The sequence below is a fragment of the Chitinimonas arctica genome, from assembly GCF_007431345.1.
Taxonomy (GTDB): domain Bacteria; phylum Pseudomonadota; class Gammaproteobacteria; order Burkholderiales; family Chitinimonadaceae; genus Chitinimonas; species Chitinimonas arctica.
Map to the genome: position 1 here is coordinate 1,356,502 of NZ_CP041730.1, position 18,840 is coordinate 1,375,341.

At 59.7% G+C, this 18,840-nt stretch carries 20 protein-coding genes; 7 read left to right on the forward strand and 13 right to left on the reverse strand.

Annotated features, from left to right (window positions below; translation table 11 throughout):
* Positions 1 to 433: 433 nt before the first annotated feature.
* The 3 genes from FNU76_RS05995 (at position 434) to FNU76_RS06005 (ending at position 2,622) form a co-directional block, all read left to right on the forward strand.
* On the forward strand, positions 434 to 649 hold the full coding sequence (locus FNU76_RS05995) for a DUF6148 family protein (protein WP_143856862.1): 216 nt from the start codon (positions 434 to 436) through the stop codon (positions 647 to 649).
* On the forward strand, positions 650 to 1,183 hold the full coding sequence (locus tag FNU76_RS06000) for a phage tail tube protein (RefSeq protein WP_143856863.1): 534 nt from the start codon (positions 650 to 652) through the stop codon (positions 1,181 to 1,183).
* 950 nt (positions 1,184 to 2,133) lie between these two features.
* Positions 2,134 to 2,622: a nuclear transport factor 2 family protein gene (locus FNU76_RS06005; protein WP_143856864.1), complete on the forward strand. Its 489-nt coding sequence runs from the start codon at positions 2,134 to 2,136 to the stop codon at positions 2,620 to 2,622.
* Positions 2,623 to 2,739: 117 nt separating this feature from the next.
* Here FNU76_RS06005 and FNU76_RS06010 read toward each other — a convergent pair whose 3' ends face one another.
* A complete protein-coding gene (locus tag FNU76_RS06010; protein WP_308418617.1) occupies positions 2,740 to 3,438 on the reverse strand; it encodes an SOS response-associated peptidase in 699 nt (232 codons plus the stop codon).
* A gap of 45 nt (positions 3,439 to 3,483) precedes the next feature.
* Here FNU76_RS06010 and FNU76_RS06015 point away from each other — a divergent pair, with 45 nt between their 5' ends.
* A complete protein-coding gene (locus FNU76_RS06015) occupies positions 3,484 to 4,011 on the forward strand; it encodes a GNAT family N-acetyltransferase (protein WP_143856866.1) in 528 nt (175 codons plus the stop codon).
* A gap of 64 nt (positions 4,012 to 4,075) precedes the next feature.
* On the opposite strand, the gene FNU76_RS06020 is transcribed toward FNU76_RS06015, so the two are convergent.
* Complete coding sequence (locus FNU76_RS06020; protein WP_143856867.1) at positions 4,076 to 4,654, reverse strand: hypothetical protein; 579 nt, start codon at positions 4,652 to 4,654, stop codon at positions 4,076 to 4,078.
* A gap of 230 nt (positions 4,655 to 4,884) precedes the next feature.
* Between FNU76_RS06020 and FNU76_RS06025 the strand changes: the two genes are divergently transcribed.
* On the forward strand, positions 4,885 to 5,232 hold the full coding sequence (locus tag FNU76_RS06025; protein WP_143856868.1) for a low molecular weight protein tyrosine phosphatase family protein: 348 nt from the start codon (positions 4,885 to 4,887) through the stop codon (positions 5,230 to 5,232).
* A gap of 19 nt (positions 5,233 to 5,251) precedes the next feature.
* Here the strand turns inward: FNU76_RS06025 and FNU76_RS06030 are convergent, their stop codons facing one another.
* Positions 5,252 to 6,874: a methyl-accepting chemotaxis protein gene (locus FNU76_RS06030; RefSeq protein WP_179958370.1), complete on the reverse strand. Its 1,623-nt coding sequence runs from the start codon at positions 6,872 to 6,874 to the stop codon at positions 5,252 to 5,254.
* Between the two features lie 209 nt (positions 6,875 to 7,083).
* Between FNU76_RS06030 and FNU76_RS06035 the strand changes: the two genes are divergently transcribed.
* Complete coding sequence (locus tag FNU76_RS06035) at positions 7,084 to 7,815, forward strand: class I SAM-dependent methyltransferase (protein ID WP_143856870.1); 732 nt, start codon at positions 7,084 to 7,086, stop codon at positions 7,813 to 7,815.
* On the opposite strand, the gene FNU76_RS06040 is transcribed toward FNU76_RS06035, so the two are convergent.
* Entirely contained in the window at positions 7,800 to 8,402 is a 603-nt protein-coding gene (locus FNU76_RS06040) for a DJ-1/PfpI family protein (RefSeq protein ID WP_143856871.1), read from the reverse strand. The two genes, FNU76_RS06035 and FNU76_RS06040, sit on opposite strands and share 16 nt — an antisense overlap.
* A 196-nt stretch (positions 8,403 to 8,598) precedes the next feature.
* Between FNU76_RS06040 and FNU76_RS06045 the strand changes: the two genes are divergently transcribed.
* Positions 8,599 to 8,772: a YodC family protein gene (locus FNU76_RS06045; protein ID WP_143856872.1), complete on the forward strand. Its 174-nt coding sequence runs from the start codon at positions 8,599 to 8,601 to the stop codon at positions 8,770 to 8,772.
* On the opposite strand, the gene FNU76_RS06050 is transcribed toward FNU76_RS06045, so the two are convergent.
* From FNU76_RS06050 to FNU76_RS06090, 9 genes are all read right to left on the reverse strand, one after another.
* On the reverse strand, positions 8,773 to 9,459 hold the full coding sequence (locus tag FNU76_RS06050) for a GNAT family N-acetyltransferase (protein ID WP_143856873.1): 687 nt from the start codon (positions 9,457 to 9,459) through the stop codon (positions 8,773 to 8,775).
* Positions 9,456 to 10,016 carry a hypothetical protein gene (locus tag FNU76_RS06055; RefSeq protein ID WP_143856874.1) on the reverse strand — a complete coding sequence of 187 codons (561 nt, stop codon included), beginning with the start codon at positions 10,014 to 10,016 and terminating at the stop codon, positions 9,456 to 9,458. Before FNU76_RS06055 ends, FNU76_RS06050 begins: the two co-directional genes overlap by 4 nt.
* Before the next feature lie 183 nt (positions 10,017 to 10,199).
* On the reverse strand, positions 10,200 to 11,927 hold the full coding sequence (locus FNU76_RS06060; RefSeq protein ID WP_179958371.1) for an acyl-CoA dehydrogenase family protein: 1,728 nt from the start codon (positions 11,925 to 11,927) through the stop codon (positions 10,200 to 10,202).
* 13 nt (positions 11,928 to 11,940) lie between these two features.
* Positions 11,941 to 12,747, reverse strand: coding sequence for a 4'-phosphopantetheinyl transferase family protein (locus FNU76_RS06065; protein ID WP_143856876.1), 807 nt, complete (start codon positions 12,745 to 12,747; stop codon positions 11,941 to 11,943).
* Positions 12,714 to 13,022, reverse strand: a complete 309-nt coding sequence (locus FNU76_RS06070; RefSeq protein ID WP_143856877.1) for a RedY/HapK family protein — start codon at positions 13,020 to 13,022, stop codon at positions 12,714 to 12,716. Before FNU76_RS06070 ends, FNU76_RS06065 begins: the two co-directional genes overlap by 34 nt.
* Positions 13,016 to 15,760: a PEP/pyruvate-binding domain-containing protein gene (locus FNU76_RS06075; protein WP_143856878.1), complete on the reverse strand. Its 2,745-nt coding sequence runs from the start codon at positions 15,758 to 15,760 to the stop codon at positions 13,016 to 13,018. The genes FNU76_RS06070 and FNU76_RS06075 overlap by 7 nt, the downstream gene beginning before the upstream one ends.
* A 54-nt stretch (positions 15,761 to 15,814) precedes the next feature.
* On the reverse strand, positions 15,815 to 16,843 hold the full coding sequence (locus FNU76_RS06080; RefSeq protein WP_143856879.1) for a class I SAM-dependent methyltransferase: 1,029 nt from the start codon (positions 16,841 to 16,843) through the stop codon (positions 15,815 to 15,817).
* A 47-nt stretch (positions 16,844 to 16,890) separates the two neighbouring features.
* Entirely contained in the window at positions 16,891 to 18,126 is a 1,236-nt protein-coding gene (locus tag FNU76_RS06085; protein ID WP_143856880.1) for a hypothetical protein, read from the reverse strand.
* Positions 18,116 to 18,832: an ABC transporter ATP-binding protein gene (locus FNU76_RS06090; protein ID WP_143856881.1), complete on the reverse strand. Its 717-nt coding sequence runs from the start codon at positions 18,830 to 18,832 to the stop codon at positions 18,116 to 18,118. The genes FNU76_RS06085 and FNU76_RS06090 overlap by 11 nt, the downstream gene beginning before the upstream one ends.
* Between the last annotated feature and the right edge of the window lie 8 nt (positions 18,833 to 18,840).

Below are 18,840 nucleotides of genomic sequence, written 5' to 3' on the forward strand. Positions count from 1 at the left end.
CGAACGGCAGGTTTGGGTCGGAAGCAGCCGGTCAGCACATGCGATTTCATTTGCAATTAGCGCGAGCATGCGGCCGTCGAATGCAAACCGACGCGATCGATTGCAAGCACGTTTGCAGGTAGCGTGAGCATGGCCATAGCGTCATTTGCAGGTAATCCGAGCTGGAAAACGCGTCGAATCCGAGCACGTCCGTTTTCAAACGCGAGTCGCCACAGCTAGCATCGTGGCTCCTGTCGCTGGCAAAGCGGTGCGTCAGATAGATTCCACATTCGAATATACGGTCGGCCACCTTGCTGCCAATGACGAGTGGCCAGCGTGCGGAGTGCATCCTGGCCTACGAAATCCGCACCCCGGTAGCCAATTTTCCAGCTTTGCACCTTAAAACTGGACCGGTATTTTGCCACCCTAGCCGGTACCGCCCAAGGAATACGCCATGACCCTCGCCACCGCAATGCGTGATAAGTACCTCGAAGCCGAAGCCGCCATCCTGCTTGGCAAGTCCATCCAGTTCAACGGCCGTACCTTGACCATGGAAAATCTGGCCGAGATCCGCAGCGGCCGCCGCGAATGGGAAGGCCGCGCAGCCAACGAGTCGGGTAAGGCGCCGCGCATTGGCGGCCTGGGCTTCAGCGTGGCGAGGATGGATTAAATGAACCTGATCGATAGTCTGGTGAACTACTTCAGCCCCGAGGCCGCCTATAAGCGGGCGACCTTTCGGCAAGCACTGGCCCACTATGAAGGCGCGAAGAAGAGCACCACCCGCAAGGCACGGCGTGATACCCAATCGCCGAACCAGCTGGTGCAACAAGGCGCCGTCACGCTGAAGTCCTTCAGCTTGAGCATCGATAACTCCCCAATTAACGCCACCGCCATGGGCACGCTGGGCAATGCCGACGTATCGGCGGGCAGCATCGTCGTCATCATCTCGATGGAAGCCTATTTCAGCGCCGGCGCTGCCTTGCTGAAAGCCAAGTACGACAACGACACCGAAACCAGCTTTGGTTTTCGCGTGGTCGATACCGCCGGCAATGGCTACGCCTTCACCTTCCCTATGGGCCAGGTTAGCAAGTTCAAAGTCAATGCCGGCCAGATCAACCAGTACTGCATGGCCAGTGTGGAATTCACCTTCTACCTGGACGCAGCCCTCGGCAAAACCATCTTGATCGATCGCGCCGGCGCGTAACCGCCTGAGCAAAACAGAAGCCTATGACCGGCTGATGCAGATCCAGCGCGAGGTCGATATCACCGAAGAAGTCTTTTATGTCGAAGACACGGACGACGCCCCCTCGCTACTTCAGCGTGCGTTCCCTGGCCGGAAGGTCGCATGACAGGTAAAGTCACTAACAGGCTGGTGAGAAACTCGTCAGAGTCCCACTGTGCTGCAGGAAAGCTGTGGAAATACAGTATTTTGTTCAAAAATCAGGCAATTTTCGCCTATTTTCTGAGCAAACCTCCCTGATCTGGTCGGATTTTCCCACGCAGTTACTGATGCAGGGAGTTTCTCACCAGCCTGTTAGACCAACTCGTTAGCCGAGGGGGGCAAAGTAGTATTTTGTTACCTCTTGCGCTGCCGTTTTTGCTCCGCAAGCTAGCATCCAGCTACGTGGGCATTGGATATTTGAAGGTTCAATTCGGCGCAGTTGCGAAGCGGAAATCGCCCTGTAACCCGCGCCAACGCTAGAAACCACGCTGGACTCGAAATCAAGCGATGCGGCAACGTATCCGTGGGTTCGAATCCCACCCTCTCCGCCAAAAAATACAGTAGTACCAAGCACTTAGAAGGTCCAGCGCGTAATCGCCCTGGGCCTTTTTCATTGGGGTTTTGTTCCGCAAATTGGGGTTTGCTTCGCAATTCGTCGTTTAGCGGGTGGATTTCACACGCTTTCCAGCCCGGTTTCCTATGTACTTTGACGTCAAATTGGGCGTTGTATGGCCCAATTGATCTTGTGCGGTGGCCATTCGTGCACGGGTCGTCGAACAAGTTCAGTCACAGATACGAAATGCGCCCGCCTCTGGAGTGCCACTGAACTCTTATGCCATCATGCGTCGCCGATAACGCTGCGTTAGCGCAGTCGTGGCTGTATCGCCAAGCGTTCGCCAACCTTACCCGTGTCGACCACCCCAGGGAATGTCATGAGAAAAGTGCTCTCCACCGCCGTACTTGCCGCCTTGCTGGTTTGCAGCTTCGCTTCACATGCACAGGTTACCGTGCAAGCCAATCCAAACCACGAACAACTGCTGGCCAGTACCGAACCCCGCCTGGCCGCCAATAAGCGGCTTGTCTACGATTTTTGGCGCGAGGTATTTGAAGCGGGTCATATGGAACTGGCCGACAAATATCTGGCCGAGTCCTACATCCAGCACAATCCCAACGTGCCCACCGGCCGGGCGGCCTTTGTCACGTTCTTCGCGGCACAGTCCAAACCCAAGCCGATCGACCCGCGCGTCAAGGCACCGCTGGTCGCCATCGTGGCCGAAGGGGACTATGTCATTCTCAGCTTTGTGGTCGAAGCGGTAGATCCGAAACAAGCCGGGAGCAAATACACCACCACTTGGTTCGACATGTTCCGGATTGAGAACGGCAAAATTGCCGAGCACTGGGACGCAGCATCGCGGCGCTAGGATGGCCAGTTCGCTTTGCCCCCCGGCCGCTGGCGGCGTAAATCGGCAGGGACACCCGGGGGGTGTTGATTCACTCTGCTTTTAGCTATGAAATTATTGACCTTATGGTTACGGCTCCTATCGGTCCGATCCAACGATCTCAATCTGCCCCATCGGCACCAGCGTCTTAGGCGAATCAATGGGAATGACCTGCAACCCCACCGCTAGCCTTGGCAGCATAAGCGATTGGAAAATTTCAGGATGCTTCCAGGCAGGGTCCAGCCATGCATCGAAGTCGGCCGGCTGCAAGATCAGGGGCAGGCTATTGTCGTGAATATGCGCCAAACCGGGATGAGGCGGGCATGCAACGATGGTGTAGGCCGGCACAACCTCGTTGCCAAAAACGTACAGCTGATACAAACCACCCAGAGCTAGTGCCCCTTCCGAGGGCTTCAATTCGAAGCACTGCTTACCACGCCATTCGTGCCACCCACTTGCCGGCACAATGGTGCGTTGGGAGGCGTATAGTCGTCGCCAAAGCTTGCTGGAACCTAGTCTGTCACTTCGTGCGTTGAATGTCTTGAAATCGGGGTGAGGCCGATAACCGCTGCCATCCGGTTTGGCCTGTACAAGTGCTGACCACATGCCATCCAGAAGTTGTCGCTGCCCTTCTCGTTCAACGACAAACTGTCCTTGACCACCCGGACAGATATTCTTCCGCGTGTCAGGGTAAAGCTTGATGCCCAGCGTGTCGAAGAGCTCACGCATGCATGGGCTGTCGATAACGTTGTAGCGGCCGCACATATTTGCAATCTTAGCTGATGAGACCAATCCCATCTTATCTATCAAAAATAGATATTAGAATAGGAAAAGCATGACTTTTTGTACATTTATCTCGACATTGTGTTTTTGCAACTCTCCGCTCCTATCCAAATAGAATGTGCAAAATTACTCTTAGTGTGCCCTTTCACCTTGAAGCAAGGCTATTGGCCGGCCTTGGCCCGTGCCGCCAGCGAACGGCTGGCGATTCATGTCGCCCGCAAAGATGAACAGATCCACGGTTTTTTCGCCACACTCAAGGATGGGGACACGGCGATTGCCTATCACATCGGCTTTGAACGCGAGGTCGCCGCGCAGGGGCATTCCGCTCTATTTACGGCTGCTGCATGCCGCGCTGGACCAAGCGCTGGTATTCGGTTGCCGCCGTGTCTCATTCGGCCGAACCGCGCTGGAACCCAAGGCCCGGCCAGGCTGCCAACCGAAAGCATGCAGGTATGGGTACGTCATCGCCAGCCGATGCTGAACCAGGTTATCCGCCCCTTGCTTGGATTTATCCAGCACGAGGAAGCGCCGGAGTTCTCGCCATTCAAACGTAACGATAGCGCACAGGTGGTGACGGATTTAGCCTGAACAGTGTCTATAAACACCAAGAGGGAATATTCAGCCAGTGTAGTTTATGAATTAGCTCGCACATCTATTTTCTTCTGCCATTCAATTTATCTGTACACAGCTTCAGATTCGTACGGGTTGCAATTGCCACTTCCGGCCAATAATCTTCTACAGACGTCGGATAGTACTCCTTCATCTGCTCATCGGTCCTTCGTGCATCCGCCTCCAGTGGCTTTAAGGTTTTTAAACAACCGGAATAATCCTCCATATGATACTGTGTAATAGCTAAATCATTCAAATATTGCCTCCGGTCCAATGTTTTTCCGCATCGCAAGAGAAGCGGCTGGAGGACGTAATATGCGGTCGCATAGGATTTCTTGTCATAAAGCTTCTTGAACTTATTCAGTTCAGCTTCAATTTCTGCACCACTACAACCAGTCGCGGCCCGTAGATATTTCAAATTATAGTAAGCGCCTGCACCGCAATAATAACTACACGCCTGACTGGCATCCGAGCTCACCAAAACGTCGCCGTTCTCGTTGGAAAAATCGACAGTACATTTCTCTTTGTCCATGCCTTCCAACTCGGCGCGGCCACCTTTTATGATGCCTTCCACGCCGCATTGGCTCCCAGTAGGGCCCACGGTGTCGATCTGGAATTTCAAATTTCCGTTTTTTGTTTTTTTATAATTAGCGACCCCTGTACACCCCATGGCGGACCTTCCTGGTTTTCTGTATAATATTCACCCCGGGTTATGATCTCACTGGCAATGGCCGCGTTGAATTGGCCTAGAATAATACTGGCCAATGCGCTCTTAAAAATGTACATCATGTTCATCAGGAAAATTTTCGAGTATCGAATTCAATAATACTACCAACATTCCGGAAAGAACCCATGCCTCACCCCGATGAGCGCCTGAAAATCCTATTCGTATGCAGCCGCAATCAATGGCGCAGCCCCACGGCCGAGCAGCTATGGCGCAAGCATCCCGACCTGATGACCCGCTCCGGCGGAACAAGTCCCAGCGCCCGCCATACCGTAAGCAGCGAGGACATCCGCTGGGCGGACGTCATCTTCGCCATGGAAGAAAAGCACAACTCCAGACTCGTTGCGGAGTACGGCCGGCTGCTTTCACATGCATCCATCCACGTGCTCGACATCCCTGACGAATACAAATACATGGATCCTGAATTGATCGACCTCTTGGAACAGTCCGTCAGCAGCATCCTCGATCTAAAGTGAACGAAATATCATGTCCGCCTCACCCCCGCTTCTCATAACGGAAGCGATTGATCTCGGCATGTAGCTGCTGGGTAAGGTTACCCAAGGTAGCAGCGGTCTGGCTCATGGCGGCCACTGCCGCGGTGTTTTCGTCGGTGATCTGCGCCACCCGTTCCACCTGCTGGGCGATCAATTGGGTACCGGCTTTGTGCTCGTTCAGGGCTTCGGCGATGCTGGCCACGGCGCGCTCGCTGGCGTCCACATCGCGGCTGATGATGTCGATGGAGTGTCCGGCCTCGGCGGCCAAACCGGCGCATTCATGGGCCCGATCGACCGTGGAAGAGATGGCGCTGACCGCTTCGCCACTGTTCTGACCGATCTGCTGCACCATTTGCTGGATATCGATGGTGGCGGAGGCGGTCCGCTCCGCCAGCTTGCGCACTTCGTCGGCCACCACGGCAAAGCCGCGCCCCTGCTCACCTGCGCGGGCGGCTTCGATGGCGGCGTTGAGTGCCAGCAGGTTGGTCTGGTCCGCGACATCCTTGATCACACTGACCACGGAGGTGATGCGGGCGGCATCCTGGCCCAAGGTGGTGACTTTATCGGCGGCGGAAGCCACCGCTACGTCGATGGCCTGGATGCGCTCCAGGGTGGCGCGTATCTGCCCGGCGCTGCTGCCTGCTTGCGCGCGGGTGGCGGTACCCAGTTCGTGTGCTTCATGGGCACTGTCGGCGACATGCGAAATGCTGACCGTGACTTCCTCCACCGCTGCCGCCATGGCATTGGTCGCTTCGGCGCCCACGCTGGAGGCTTGCGATACCTGCTGGGTCGATTCGGCCAGTTGCTCGGCTTCGTGATTGACGGTGCCGACCGCGCCCGCGACATTGCGGACCAGGCGCTGCATATCATCGACCAAGGCGTTGTAGGCGCGGGCGATGCTATCTATCTCATCCTTGCCGGCATCGCTGGCCCGCAGCGTGAGATCGTTGTTGTCGCGAGCCTGCTGGATGGTGCTATTGAGGCCGCCGATCTTGCGGTTCATGCCGATCACCAGCCAGGCCGCTACGCCCGCGCCCAGCAGCAAGGCCAGGGTCAAGGTGACGATCGTGGTCAACCGGGTGCTGGCGTAATCGGTTTGAGCCTGATCGAAGCTGATCTTCGCCTCGCGCAATTGCAGTTCGACCAGGTCGGAAATAGCCCCGCTGACCGGATCGATGGCCGGATAGAGTTCCTGCCGGGCAATGGTATCGATAGCGGCCGCATCCTTGGTGCCCATCAGGCCAACCAGCTTGCTCACCAAGGCATCGGCTTTTTGCATGCTTGCCTGTGCCCGTTCGACCAATTGCCGTTCCTCACTGGTGAGGTGGGTCGAGGTATAGGCTTTCCACTGCTCGATAATCTTGGCGGTGGCCTCACTGTAGCTCTTGCTGGCGACAGCCCAATCGATGCTCTGGTGATTGAGCTTGTGGGTGATATCGACGATATTGACCGCATACATATCGGCCACGACTTTCAGCTGTTTCAGCGGTACCACGCGGTCGTTGTAGGTGGTGGCGAAGTGCGCATTGGTGCTGGCCAGGCGGACCACGCCGACGATGCCCTGGAACAGCATCAGGATAAGCAGGCCGACAACCAGGCTGATCAATTTTTTCCGCAAAGTCATACTGAGCACTCCGGGCAGCGGGAATGGGAATAGCGAGGCCGTTGAAGCCGGACCACGCCATACAACTTCGTTCATTCTGGGTTCTAGCAGACAAATGCAGTTCTTGCGGCGTCGACCGATATTGCTAAGTGCGCATGGTGCCGCCGCGCAGGCTTACCAAGGAGTGATAGGATCAAGCCGCCAGGCTCCTTTATCCCGATAGGCCGTTTATGTCCGAACACACTGGCGCGAGCTACGACGACAAGGCCGCGAAATACGCCGCCGTGGTCGATAGCAAGCCTTGGAACGCGCATTACGAACGCCCTGCGGTCATCTCACTGCTGCCGTCCTTGCCTGGCGCCAAGGTGCTGGATGCGGGCTGTGGTTCGGGCTGGTATGCGGAATACCTACTGGCGCAAGGCGCTAGCGTCACGGCGCTTGATCTGAATGCGGAGTTTGTCGCACTGACCCGGGTGCGGGTGGGTGGGCGTGCCACGGTATTGCAAGCCAGCTTGACCAGTCCCTTGGATTTCGCCGCGGACGGCGAATTCGACTTGGTGGTCTGTCCGCTGGTCATGCACTACCTCAAGGATTGGCAGCCGGTATTCCGTGAGTTCCATCGCGTGCTGAAGCCGAATGGCGTGCTGGTCTTTTCCACGCACCATCCATTCATGGATTGGAAGCTATTCAATACGGGAAACTATTTCGCGATCGAGCTGCTGGAAGACGAGTGGGATATCGGCAAGATGGCGTATTACCGGCGGTCGCTGAACGATATGAGCGCCGCCCTGGAAGGCGGCGGCTTCACGATCGAACGTTTGTTGGAGCCTCGGCCCACCGAGCAATTCCGGGAAATCCATCCTGAGGGATACGAGCGCCTGAGCACGAACCCCTGGTTTCTGGTGATACGTGCGCGTAGCGCGGCAGCGCCCGCGATAAATCCGCCTTATTGCGGCAGATAAGGTCCGAGGTATTCCAGCGCATTGGCCACATAGGCTTCTTTCTCGCCGACCGGCGCGACATAGTGAAGCGCAGCCTTCGCGGCTTCCATCCCCTCGACCCGCGCGATGATCCAGGCGGCCAGGTAGGGCGAGGCCATGCAACCACCCGCGGTGGCGACATTGCCGTGCGCGAAGAACGGCTGGTTCAACACTTCCACGCCGCATTCCTGCACCCATGGCTTGGTGGTCAGATCCGTGCAAGCCGGAACGCTGCCCAGAATGCCCAGCTTGGCCAGGATCAGCGTGCCGGAACACTGGGCGGCAATCAGTTGGCGAGCGGGATCGAGCTTCAAGCGCCCCATCAAGTCGGGGTCATTGACGACTTCCCTTGTCCGTATCCCGCTACCGACGACGACGACATCGGCAAATCGCGCATCTTCGAGCGTGGATTGCGCACGCACGACCAGGCCGTTCATGGAAGTGACTTCCGGGGCGGGGCAACAGAAGGTCACACGCCAATCCGGCTTTTTGATCCGATTCAGTACGCCGAGTGCGATCAGCGAGTCCAGTTCATTGAAGCCGTCGAAGCTGATGATGGCGATGTGCATGGCAACTCATGGGGTGAAGGGGAGAAAAGGCGGCGCTTGTGCATCGTAGCACCGGGATGCCGCTCTCGATAATCTTCCCCCGCGGCCTGTAAGCCACAACCGGAGCTGACGAAAATAGTACGGGCAGCTCCTTATGGCATACCAGTGTCATACAACGTATATTCTCCTTATTGCAATCGTGGCGATGGAGAAACGAATGGCGAGCATCAAGGTAGGGGACGTAGTAGTACTGAAAAGCGGCGGACCGTTGATGACGGTGGAGTCGCTTTCACAGGCGATGAAGGCTTTCTGCATCTGGTTCGATGGCCCGACCCGTTTCGAAGGCTATTTCGTGCCGGAGACGCTGAAGATCGTCACCCCGAACGACTAGTTACGCAGCGCCGCCGCCAGGCGGCGTTTTCATATTGTTGGCCTGCGCTTGGGCGGCGCGCTTGCGCCGGACCATGCAGAAGATGGTCAGCCCATCCAGCCGCTTTTCCTCGCTGAGCCGGAAATCATATTTGGCATACAGCTCAAGATTGACCGGGTTCTCGGTATCGAGCGCCAAGCCCTCGCTACATGGGTCGGCATCGGCGCGCTGGACGATTTCGCTGAGTAGCTGCCCCCCTATGCCCTTGCCGCGCGCGCTTTCGTGTACGCCTATCATGCGGAGATAGCGGTGCGGCTGCGGCGGGCTAGCTTGTTCGGTCGCCCGCATATAGCGATTCAGATAGGCGAATACCGACCAGGAAATTCGCCAGGGCAGCAACAGCACCCGGCGTAATAGCCGCCCAATTCCGGCCAGCTTCCGTCCGAGGCTGCCGCCCGATTTCTCCAGAATGTAGCAGCCCAGCAATTTGTCGCCGACAAAGAGGCCGCGCCGCTCCTGGCCCAGCAGGCAGGCCATGTCGAACATAAAGCCCAGGAAGGTTCGGCTGCGCTGCGCGGCTACCGCCTGGGGCTGACCGGCGACGAAGAGTTTCTGGAATAGCGGATCCGGCCGAAAGGCATTGTCCATGACCTCGATAAAGGCGGCTTTGTCGTGTCGCGACAGGGTGCGAATGGTGCCTTCGATCATGATCTGCTCCAATCACGCTGGGCGTAATGATCCACTGCGAAGCTGTACATGACCTTGAGCATGAACAGCACCGAAATCAGCATAAAGAACTGTGGTGCGGGTGGGGCCAGAAAGACCATGGCAACACCCAGCGCCAGCAGCAAGCCGGCGGCGAAACGTTGCAGGCGCATGCCCTTCAGGGCGTTTACCGCAAGGGCCGCGAGCATGGTGTAAGCCCAGACCAGCATGGCGTGATCGATGGCGACATCCAGCAGCAGCGCGATTGCCAGCAAATGGACATGGATGGCGATAAACACCAGCCGGGCCGTGCTGTGCTGGGCATAGTAATGATTGGTGGAATAGCTGAAATTGGCGATACAGCCGGCAAAGATATCGAGAATAAGCAAGATGGCCAGCGTACTGCGCCAGGCGTCCACCCGGAATAAGGCCTCGGGGCTGAGGAAACACAGCAGGACAGTCAAACCCACACTGAAAAGCAGGATGGCCACGATCTCGGCGAGCGTCTGGGATTCGCCCAGTACTTCGCGGAAAAGCGAGGGAATGGCAATCTGGCGCATGGCTTTCCTCCTACTTTTTTTATTTAGTGGGTACGGCGATAGCGAGTCCTGGCGGAATAACTGTGTCTTGGATTGGAAACAATAGTTCCCGGAAAATGATGAAGAAACCGATAAGCGGTTTGCTTATATTGATTCGCCCAAAAAACCGCCATCCTCGCTGCGGCGGGGATGGCGGCTCTGGCGCTACGATTGGATATGCATGGCGTTGAACGAAAGTAGATAGCGTTGATCGACCTTTGCTACCGCCATGTCGATGATCTCGCCATGGCGGGCCGCGCATGCGGGGGTCAGGGGGACGGCCAGCAGGTAGCGCAGGTATTCCTGCAGTATTGCCGGGCTGGCGAACTCGGCGGCTTGCGAGGCGTCGTTGCAATGCCAGGCCAGCACCGCGCAGGCACCGCTGAACAGACGGCTGTAGCGCTTGGCGAGCTCCAGGTAGCAGGCCGAGTTGATCGCCGCGCTGGGAGGCTGGGCCAGGCCATGGATCTCCCGCAGCAATTGCAACAGGCTGGTCTGCAATTGCACGGTCAGTGCGCGCGTTTCCGGGGAGAAGCTGGTCGCGTCCGGATCGGCCATCAATTGCAGGAATGCCGCCATCACGGCGTCCTGACCGCCATTGTTCAAAGCCAGCTGGGCTTGCTCGGGAAAGCCGCTGCAGCTTTCCCCTATGCGGAACAGCGCTACCACCTGGTTTAGCGCGTCCCGATCGGCGGAGGCGGCCTGGCGGGACAGCAGATTCGCACTTAGCGCGTTGAGTTGGCTGGCAATCAGACCCAGATTGATCTGGGTGCTGCCGTCGAACAGGCTGACTACCTGGTTGTCGCGGAGAAATTTCTGGAACATGCCGAACTGGTATTCATCGCGCAGATAGTGGCGCGCACCCAGCGTCACGCTCAGCTGCTGCCCGATCTGCTCGGCCTCGGTCGGGACCAGGTACTTGACGATGGCGGAATACAAGCTGAGTTGGGTCGGCAACTGGCTGATCGCCCGGCAACCCAGCTGGTTCACCAGGTCGGCAACCAGGATGCGGCTATAGCATTGGGCCAGGTTGGCCCGTACGGCGGGAATCTCCAACATGCCGCGGGCGTACAAGACCCGTTCGCGGGCGAAGCCCAGGGTGGTGCGGAACAGGCTGTCGAGCGCGCCCAGGGAGAAACCGGCGCACAGGATGCGCGAGATCTGCAGGCCTTTCAGCACGGTGAACAGGGCTGGTTCGGTGCTTTTCAACAGGCTGTTGGGGTCAACCTTGCAATCGCGGAATTCCAGTCCGCTGATATCGGCACCCCGGATACCGTGTGTGCGGATCTTGCCGGTCGCCTGCCAATGGCGGGGGTTCAGGTCTGCCTTGGGCAGGTACAGGAGGCAAAGCTCGGGCGATCCACCGGGCGGCAGCCGCTTGGCCAGTACGGTGACCGAGACGCCCTTGTTGGCGTTGTTGATCAACCATTTGTTGCCGGTCAGGTAGAGATGCTCGCCCGACTGGCGGGCCATCAGTTCGGTGGCGAAGATATCGCTGCCGTGGGCTTTTTCCGTCAAGGCCAGGCAACCTAGACCACCTTCCCGCAGTTGGGCCGCCAGCGTTTCCTGTTGCTGGGTATTGCCGGCCAACCATACCGGCAGGGCGCCCAGAAAAGTCTGCCCAAAGGCGATGGCGGTACTCAGGTCGCGACGGGCAATCACCCGGCAGAGCAAGGCCAGCTGTTCGAATTCGGCCAATTGGCCGCCCAGCCGCGCGGGGATGAAATACTGGAAGCAACCCAGCGTGCGCAGCGTTTCAATATGGGCTTGCGGAAATCGTTCCGCTTCATCGTACTCGTGGCTGAGAACGAAATGCAGGCTGCCATCCAATACGGCTGGATCGCCCAATTGGACTTCCAGCTGCTCCATCGTGGTAATCCGGTTCAAACTCATACAACTCACTCCCCTACTCATTGGTTTTATCCACTTCCGGCCGGTCCTTGCGATAGACCAGTACCTGGGCGCTCGATGCCGAGCTGCTCAGCTGGACCTGCCAGTTTCGGCAAGCCGGCGTCGGCGTGGCCGCGTCGCAGCGGGCAATTTCGCGGCTGTCGCCCTCCACCGCCCAGCAGGGCGCCTGCCCGGCAGGCCAACTCTGCAGCCGCACCGCGCGCGCGAACGGCACGAAAGCGCGCCGGCCGCAGGCCTTGAACAGCGCTTCCTTCAGGCACCAGATCAGGGTACGGGCCTGGCTGGCGTCGCAGCCCTGCCCCAGCCTTACCGCCGCCACCTCCGCTTCGCCCAGCAAGTCGGCGACACTGCCCAGTTGCAGGGCACCGAACGATTCCACATCGATACCCACCGGGCAGTTGCTCACCGCCGCCACCGCCTGACTGCGGTTATGGCTGATGGAGAGATAGGTGTGTGCGTCCGCTACATAGGGGCGGCCATCGTCCTGGCGCAGGATGGCGGCCGCCGGCCAGTCCGGCTCGGCGGCCGCATCCCATAGCAGGCGGTAGTGGTTCAGGGCCTGCTTGGCGGCAAGCCTGCCGGCCAGCCACTCCAGCTGGCGCTTCTGCACCGGGAAGCGCGCGAACTGCCGCAGCTCGTCCGCGGCCAGCCAGCCGGACAAACCGGCCGTCACGCACGCGTCGGACCGCCAGGCGTCGCGCAGGCCAGTCAATTCCAGGCCTGCGCAAACCACGGCGTTACCGGCCGGATCGCGGTGACTCTGCAGCGCTACCGTCGATAGCCAGGCGGGATCGGATCGCAAATCAACTGCTCGCTGACATCGGCCATCTGGGTAAAGCGTTCGACCAGGGCGGCGAACGGCGCGCTGCGCATATCTTTTTCAAAGTCCGCCAGGGAAGTAACGGTGATGATTTCGATAAAGTCGCAATCGCCTTCCCGCATGACCTTATGCACGCAGAAGGTTTCCACGCTGGGCAGCTCGCGGCAGGCCAGGTAATCGACTTCCTTGACCCACTTGACGAAATCGTCCTCGTGGCTGGCATCCTTCAGCTTGATTTTGTCGATGATGGTCAGCATGGCTTGCGCTCCTCCCGTTCGGTTTCGATGGTGATGACGCCGCTATCACCGTCGATGGTGATCCAGTCGCCTGTCTTGATCAGTACGGTGGCCAGCTTGGTATTGACCACCGATGGGATGCCGAACTCGCGCGCGACGATGGAACTGTGCGACAGCATGGAACCCACATCGGTCACCACGCCGCGCGCCAGCGCAAACAGCGGTGTCCAGGAGGCGTCGGTAAAGCGCGCCACGATCAGCTCGCCCTTTTGCAACTGGCCGGCCTCGCGGCGCAGGTCGGTAATCAGCCTGGCGCGGCCGGATACCCGTCCACTGGATGTGCCCAAACCTTGCAGATGCTCGCCGGCCATGGGGGGCTTGACCGGCACGGCGCTGTGGGCGCTGCCGATAAAGGTCAGCGGCGGCTCGGCCTGGTCCAGGTAGGTGTAATGCTGGCGGCGCGCCTGCTCGATCTTGTTGCGGCTGAACAGGCTGGCTGCGTCCTCGTAGTCGTTGGCATGCAGCAGCAGATCGGAGAAATCCAGATAGGCGATTTCGTCGATATGCTTGAGCACGCCCTGCTCGGTCAGCCGGCGGCCCAGTTCGTAGACCATGCGCCGCAGCAGCCAGATCGAGGTGATCATGCTCATGCGGGTTTCCTCGCGCATGCGGCTGCAGGCGCTGTACATGCGTATCACCGTCTTCACGACGCCGCGCTTGTACCAGGGCAGGCCGTCCAGTAGCCGGTCGGTATCGATGCCGCGCGAATGGCCGGACGACTTCAGCTTGTTTTCAACCTCGTAGCCTTGCTGCAGATAGGTCTTGATCATCTGCAGCACATAGGTCGGATCATCTACCCAGCGCGGATAGCTCAGCTCCATTTCTTCGCGGCCACGTACCCCGTTTTCGCGCATAAAGGGTTCCAGCTCGCGCGCCAGGTAGTCCCGTCCCTGCGCGGAAGCCGGCAAGGCCGTCGCGATGCGGCCGATATCGGCCTGCAGCATGAAGAGGGTCTTGACCTCGGGGTACTTGTCCAGCGCCTGGCATAGCCGCCAGATATCGCGGGCCGACTCCACGGTGCGCAGATTGGACATATCGCCCTTGAGCCGATTCTGCAGATGTTTGCCCTCCTGTGGCAGCCAGGCGTGGCACAGTTCCTCCAGCACGCCATAGAGCCCGAAGGCATTGATATAGAAGGGCATGTAGCCAACATGCATGGCCTTGAAGTACTCCAGGCAATGCGTCATTTCTTCGCGCAATTCGACCATGCTCAGCCTGGTCAGGTCCTGGGCCAGGGCGCGGTCGTACTCCTGATAGCGCGAGGCCACCATGGCCTGGGCCCGCCGTTTGGCGCCGAAGAATTCCTGCACCGTCTTGGCCAGCCAGTACAGATGGGTCTTGATCGGCGTATGCCGCTCGTGCCGATGGCTTTCGCCATAGGGATTGAGGTATTGCTCGACATCGACCTCGGCGCTGGAAAAGCGCTTGATAAAGACCGACTGATCCAGGCCCGGCGGCGTCTGCGCCAGCAGGTAGGCGGTGTAGGCGACGTTCAGATAGACATGGCCTTTGTAATAGCCCATGTATTCGTCCTGCTTGCCCAGGTCGAGCAAACCCAGTCCGATGCCGCAGTCGCGATGGACCTTGTACTGGTAGTACTTGGCGAAGGAGATGCCCAGCGGCGTCATGCGGCCGGTAAAGATTTCACCGATATCCATGCGCGACCACAGGATGCGATCCGCAACCTCCTCGTCGGGCTGCCCCACGTGAGGCGAGCCATTGTCGCCGACCGGCGGCAAGGTGGTGATGGGCCGGCTTTGCAACAAATAGAAACGCTCGCCCAGGCAGGCCCACTCGATATCCTGCGGACATCCGTAGAGCCGCTCCACCTGCATGATCTGGCTGGCCAGCTCCAGCACCAGCGGCTCGCTCAAGGCCGGCTGGCCGGCGCGCGCCGCATCGAGTTCGCGCTCCTCGGTTTCACCGCCCGCGCCGCGCAGCAGGGCGGTGGGCTTGTGGTTGATCTGGCAACTGCGCAGCCGCAGCGGTGTTTTTTCCAGCAGATAGCTATCCGATACCACCCGGCCCGAAACCAGGCCTTCGCCCAGGCCGATGCACGCTTCGATCAACATCTGGTCGGTCTGGCCCAACACGGGGTTCTCGCTGAAAGCCACCCCGGAGGTATCGCCGTTGATCATCTGCTGCACCACCACGCCGATGGCTTGCGGCGTGGCATGGTCCATCTGCCTGGCCCGATAGACCAGCGCGCTGTGGTTCCACATCGATGCCCAGCAAGCGCGCACGCTGTCGAGCATGGCCTTGGCCTGGCCGATATTCAGGAAGGTGTCGTGCTGGCCGGCGAAGGAATACTCGGCGCTATCCTCGTCCACCCCGGACGAGCGCACCGCCACCGCTTCGGCGCCCAGCCGGTGGTAGGCCTGCGTGATGGCCTCGGCCAAGGGCTCGGGCATGGCGGTACCGCGTATCAAGGCGGCGATCTTGGCATAGACGGTGTCACCGCCCAGTTGCAGCAGGTTGTAGATATCCTGGCCTAGCCCGGTCTCCTTGATGAAGTACTGGTAGGCATCGGTATTGATGCAAAAGCCGTCCGGCACGGCAAAGCCGTGCTGCTTCAGACGGATCAGATTAAAGGCCTTGCCGCCGACCTGCTGGATCGAAAGGTCGGTCCCCCCGGCGAAATCGACCACCCACTGCTGGACCGGCGCGAGGCTGATCACGGATTCCAATTGCGACTTCATTGCTCCTCCTACTCGTTAGTCCAGGGCCCGCTGAAGCGGGCTCCCGGCCGTACCTTATTGAATTTTGTTATCCGTTTTGGCCAATACGCCGTAGTAGCTCTCGCCCGGCAACATCTGCCTGGCTTCCACCTGGGCAAAACCGGCCTGTTGCAGCATGTTCACCAAGTCATCCTTGTCCGGTAGCGCGCCGGCCACATCCGACAGCGACCACCAGAGATTCAGGGCCGCAATGGCCGGGCTGCCGCCGCGGCAGCTGGTGGTCAGCAGCAATTGCCCGCCGGGCGCCAGCATGCCGTGCAGGTGGCGCAGCAGGGGCATGCGCATCGCCAGCGGGAAGTAATAGATATTGTTGTGCAGGGTAATCAGGTCGTAACGGCCGGTCGCGGCGAATTCCATTACGTCGCAGCAGCTCAGCTCGACCTGGTCGGCCAGCCCCCAGCGCCGCAGATTGACGCCGGCGGCATCCACGACTTCCTGCTGGTAGTCGATGGCCTGGATGCGCAACTGCGGATTGGATTGCAGCAGGTACTTCAGGTAGTAGCCGGAACCGAAGCCCACCTCCAGCACACTGCCGACCTTGCCTGTCTGCAAAGCCCAATCGATGGCTTCCTCGACAAAGGGTTCGAGGATGCGCGAGGAACGGGCGATCAACTCGCCGTCCTGGTCCGCCAGGCTGTACTTGTGGCCGCTGCGCAAGCGGCTGGGGGCATTGAGCAGGGCGTCATAGTGATAGCGCACCACCTCCTCCAAGGTGGCGGCGGCGATCTCGTTGCGCGGCCGGGCCAGCGAGCGCGACAACTTGCCCTTCAGTTCGTAGTAGCCATTCTTCAAACGCAGTTCGCCGAAACGCACGCCGCAGCCCAGCCAGGCTTCCAGGCCGGCCTGCTGGCTATGGTCGGTGGCCAGCCTGAGCTGGATATCGGTCAGCGTGCGGGGCCTGGCTTGCAGATAGTCGAGCAGGCCACAGGAACTGGCGGCGGTGGCGAAGCTGGTCTTGTACAGCTGATTGATATTGCCGGTAAGGCCAAGAAAGCCAAAAATATTCTTGTCGAATACCAGTTTTTTTAGTGTGTTCAGCCGCATGGCGCCTCCTGTTGATGAGCTGTCGCGCCGCGCATGGGCGGCGCTTTCTACCAGTAGTAAAACAATCCCAGCTGCCAGGCATTCGCCTCGCGCCGGTACTCCCCCTCGCGCCGCTTTCCGCCCAGCGACTGGCTGAAGGCGGCACGCAATTCCAGGTCTTTTTGCAGCGAATACTTGAGCAGGCCGGACAAGGCGCTGCTGTGGTCATTCAGATTCCATTGCCACTGCCCTTCCACATTCAGCACGGTCGAGATCTGGCGTGACAGGGCAACGCCCAGCTTATGCCGGCCGATGCCCATGGCCGGCAGATCGGTCGCCGCGGCGCGGCGCTCGAACTCGGCGTAGCGGGCAGGTTCGGTTTCGCCGAACGACTGGTAGAAATATTCCAGGTTCAGCACGGTGTTCTCCGCCACCTTGCGATTGAGGCCCACTACCGCCCGCACCACCCGCTTGCGCTGCCACAGGCGCTCGCCGCGGCCGTCCAGCCAGGTGGCGGCCAACTCGCCATAGAGGTCGGCGCCGGCCACCGCATCGTTTTGCTGCCGGCCCAGCGCCAGGCTGGTCTGGCCGTCGCGGTAAGCCAGCAGCAGCATGGACTTGCTCGCGTCGCCGGCCCAATCGAAGGTCTGCAGGAAATTGGCGTGGCTACCGTCGGCCGTCTTGGCCGAGGTGACGATGCTATTCAAGGTGAGTTGCGGATTGGTGAACACGGTCAGCCGCAGGCCGTCCACGCCGGGCTTGTACAGGCGCTCCAGGTCGGCGGGTTGGAAGGGCGCCAGCTGGTCGGCCGGCGACCAGATCCGGCCCAAGGTCAGACTGACCGGCTGACGACCCAGGGTCAGGCGGCCGCCTTGCCAATCGTGTTGGTAATAGAGCCAATCGAAACCCACCGACACCCGATGCTGGCCGCCATGGTCCAAGCGGCGGTGCAGTGTCAGCGAACGATCCACCGGTCCTGGCTGGCTGGCCATGGTCCGGTATAAGTCGGACCGCGTCGCCGCCAGAAAATCCAGCTGTCCATGCGCCACCAGCTTGCCGGTTTCGGCCACCGGCTGCTCATAAGTCAGGCGGGCAAAACCGCTGCTGAGGAAAGCGCGGTCCTGCTCCGGCTGATCCACCAGGGTGGTACCCAGCTTCAGTACCCCCCCCAGGCGACCCTCGCGGCTTCCCAATTCCTCGGCGAACAGTTCCTCCTCGGCCATGGCACTGCCGCTCCAGAAAACAGCGAGCGCCAGGGCCGTGCAGCAGATACCGCGACCGCGGCGGCCCGGCTCAGCCGGCATGGCTGTATTCGGCGGCCTGCGCGGCCACCGCGACGATGCCGCCGTCGCGCAGCGATATCACCCGTTTGGCGCGCGAGATCACGCGGGGATCGTGCGAACTGAAGATAAAGGTGATGCCATGTTCGCGATTCAGCTGGGCCATCAGGTCCATCAGGCTTTCGGCGGTACGCGAATCGAGGTTGGCGGTGGGCTCGTCGGCGATCACCAACATGGGTTCGCCGGCCACCGCCCGTGCCACGGCTACCCGCTGCTGCTGGCCGCCGCTGAGCTGGTCCGGATAACGCTGCATCAGCTCGCCCAAACCCAATGCCTTCAGGGTCTTGGCGGCCGCCTCCCGGCGCTTGTCGCGCGCCATGCCGCGAAACTCCATGACCATCTCGGTATTTTCCAGGGCGGTCAGCACCGGCATCAGGTTATAGGCCTGGAACACGAAGCCGATCTGGTCACGGCGCAGCTGCGCCAGTTCGGTGCTGGAGCTGCCCGACAGGTCGCGGCCGTTGAAGAACAACCGTCCCGAACTGGGCTGGTCCAACAATCCGATCAGGTTCAGCAAGGTGGTCTTGCCCGAGCCGGACGGCCCGGCAATCACCACGAACTCGCTGGCCTCCACCGTCAAGTCGATATTCTTCAGCGCATGGAAGCGCTGCTTTTTCAGCTCGAATACCTTGTTGACCTGCTCCAGCCTTATCACGCTTGTCGTTGCCATAGTTGTGC